At 72.1% G+C, this 2,479-nt stretch carries 3 protein-coding genes and 1 pseudogene; all 4 read right to left on the reverse strand.

Annotation, left to right across the window (positions count from 1 at the left end; all coding sequences use genetic code 11):
- Positions 1–289 (reverse strand): inositol monophosphatase family protein (locus MFF42_RS25095; protein ID WP_283950095.1); only part of this gene is annotated, 289 nt, incomplete at its 3' end.
- A gap of 2 nt (positions 290–291) precedes the next feature.
- A complete protein-coding gene (locus MFF42_RS25100; RefSeq protein WP_238258692.1) occupies positions 292–1,227 on the reverse strand; it encodes a phosphotransferase in 936 nt (311 codons plus the stop codon).
- Positions 1,228–1,237: 10 nt separating this feature from the next.
- On the reverse strand, positions 1,238–2,218 hold the full coding sequence (locus MFF42_RS25105; protein ID WP_238258694.1) for a phosphotransferase: 981 nt from the start codon (positions 2,216–2,218) through the stop codon (positions 1,238–1,240).
- Positions 2,215–2,479, reverse strand: a pseudogene (locus tag MFF42_RS25110) (M20/M25/M40 family metallo-hydrolase); the annotation flags it as partial. The pseudogene MFF42_RS25110 and the gene MFF42_RS25105, both read right to left, overlap by 4 nt.

Raw genomic sequence — 2,479 nt, forward strand, 5'->3', positions numbered from 1 at the left:
TGCCGTCGATCGGGTCGATCACCCAGACCGGGCCGCCCTCGGGCGTCGTGCCGGCCTTCACGCCCATCTCCTCGCCGAAGATGCCGTGATCGGGAAACCGCGCCTCGATCAGGCCGCGCAGATGCGCCTCGATGGTGCGGTCGGCCACCGTCACCGGGCTCTCGTCGGCCTTGGAGAGGATGTCGAGCGGCGTGCGGAAGTAGGCGAGCGCCAGCGGGCGGGCGGCGTCGGCGAGATCGGCGGCGAAGGCGAGGATGTCTTCCGGGGCCGGCAGTGCGGACGAGGCCATCCTCACAGCGCCTTCAGGAAGAGCGGCCAGCGCGGGTCGGTCATGATCGAACGGGCGCGCATGTGTTTCCAGATTCCGTACTTGTAGAAATCGAAGTCGAGGGTGGAGATGCGGTTCTGCACCATGGCCCAGGTCGACCATTTCACGTCGGCGAGCGCCTTGTGCACCATCAGGCGCGCGAACAACGCTTCGTCGTAGCGGCCGAAATACTGCTCGATCAGCGCGCGGTCGACGCTCTCGGAAAAGAACATCTCCCCGCTCCAGATCGCGATGTCGTAGAGCCGGTCGTTGTTCGAGGCGTATTCGAAGTCGATCAGGAGGATCGAGCCGTCCTCGCCGATGAGGAAGTTGCCCGGCATCGGATCGTTGAAGCAGGGCACGAGGTCGAGGCCCGAGGCTTCCAGCGCCGCCCGCGCGAGCCGGGTCTGGCGGGTGAGCCAGGCTTGGTCCGGGGGCAGGAGGGCGCCGAGTTCGGCCGCCTGGGCATCGTGCTCGTCGATCATGTCGAACACGGTCTTGGTCAGCGGCAGGAGCGGCGCCGCGTGGAAGCGGCGGTAGACGCGCACGGCCTCCGCCCGCACGGCCGGGTCGGCGAAGTCGCGGTTGGTCGAGGGGCGGCGCCCGTCCACGAACTCGGCGATCTCGATGCCCTGCGCGTCGAGGTCGTCGAAGGTGCGGGGGCCCAGGCCGATCACCTCCGCCTGCCGGCTGGCGGCGCGGGCGGCGGCGCGGTCGATGAACATCTCGGTGCCGCGGCCGGGCATCTTGACGAAGTAGGGATGCGGCTCGCCCTCGATCTCGACGCGCCAGTTGACGTTGCTGATCCCGCCGAGCACCGGCCGGTAGCGCGTCGGCCGCCCCTGCCAGCGCGGGACGGCGCGCAGGGCCGCCTCGAAGGCGTGCTCGGCCTCCGTGGCGGCGTGACCCAGAGCGATCATGGCGACCTCCTCACAGCGACCTCAGGGTTTCCTCGAAGCCCGGCCGGCCGACGCGCATCCGGCAGCGCAGGAAGCGCCACGCGGCGTATTTGCGGAATTCGAGCGCGCGGCGCGGCGAGAGCCGGTCCATCGCGAGCGCCCGCAAGCCCCAGTGCAGGTCGTCGGCGGCGGCGTAGGCGCGGGCGCGGTTGAACGCGTCCGCCCGGAACGCGCCTTCCGCCATCTCGATGCCGGCCATCATCGCCGTCTCGAAGGGGCAGGCCTCGTTGAGGAAGGCGCCGAGCTGGTAATGGGGGTCGGTGTCGCAGGCCATGTCGAAATCGACGAGCCGCAGGGTGCCGTCGGGGCCGAACAGCAGGTTCGAGGCGTGCGGGTCGGCATGCGCCGGGCGGCTATCGGTGCCGGCGGCCGTCAGCGCCGCCTCGATCGCCTCCGCCCAGTCGAACAGGAACCACGCGTCGGGCGGCAGGCTGTCGGCGTCCGGCCCGAGCAGGGCGCGCAGCTCACGGATCGCCGCGAACACGCTCCAGGGGCGCCCGAAGGCGTCGCCCGCGCCGATGCGGCGGAAGGCGTCGATCACGGTCGCCATGGCGTCCGGCCGCTGCAGCGTATCGAGAGTGGCCGGGCGCCAGTCCGGGCCGAGACACCGGAACAGGATCGCGCCCTCCTCCTCCGCGAGGTGCAGCGGCTCCGGCGCGAGGCCGAGGGCGGCGATGCCTTCGGCCGCGCGGAAGGCGGCGGCGGGGTCGAGGAGCGCGGCGGCGCAGGGCTCGGAGACCTTGAGGAACAGGGTCGGTTCGGCGCTCGCGGAGACGGCCACGCGATAGGTCGCGGATTCGACCCCGTGATAGGAGGGCGAGGCGAGGCCGGGCACCGCGACGGCGTAATGCGGCGCCGTCCCCCGCAGCTCCGGCCGGGCGGAAAAGGCCTGCGCCAGGGCGGCCTCGGCCAGCCGCTCCGACGCGTCCGCGGGGGCGCCCGGCGCCTTCACCGGTCCCCTCCCGCGGTCTCGATCGCGGCCATGCCCTCGACCGCCAGGATCATCAGCATGTCGGCCAGCACCTGGGTGCCGAAGGCCTGATCCTCCGGGCTCGCGAACTCGGTCGGGTGATGCATCACGCCGCCGCGGCAGGGCACCGCCAGCACCACCGAGGGGCAGACGGCGGAGAGGCTGACGGCGTCGTGGCCGCCGATCGTGTCGAGGTGGCGGATCGTCGTGCCGTTGGCGGCCCCCGCGCGCTCGGCGAGCCGC

Source organism: Methylorubrum podarium, from assembly GCF_022179745.1.
GTDB lineage: Bacteria > Pseudomonadota > Alphaproteobacteria > Rhizobiales > Beijerinckiaceae > Methylobacterium > Methylobacterium podarium.

What these genes read in the sequence shown, in the direction of transcription:
- MFF42_RS25100 (WP_238258692.1), bottom strand. Translation starts at nt 1,227, where the DNA reads ATGATCGCTCTGGGTCACGCCGCCACGGAGGCCGAGCACGCCTTCGAG.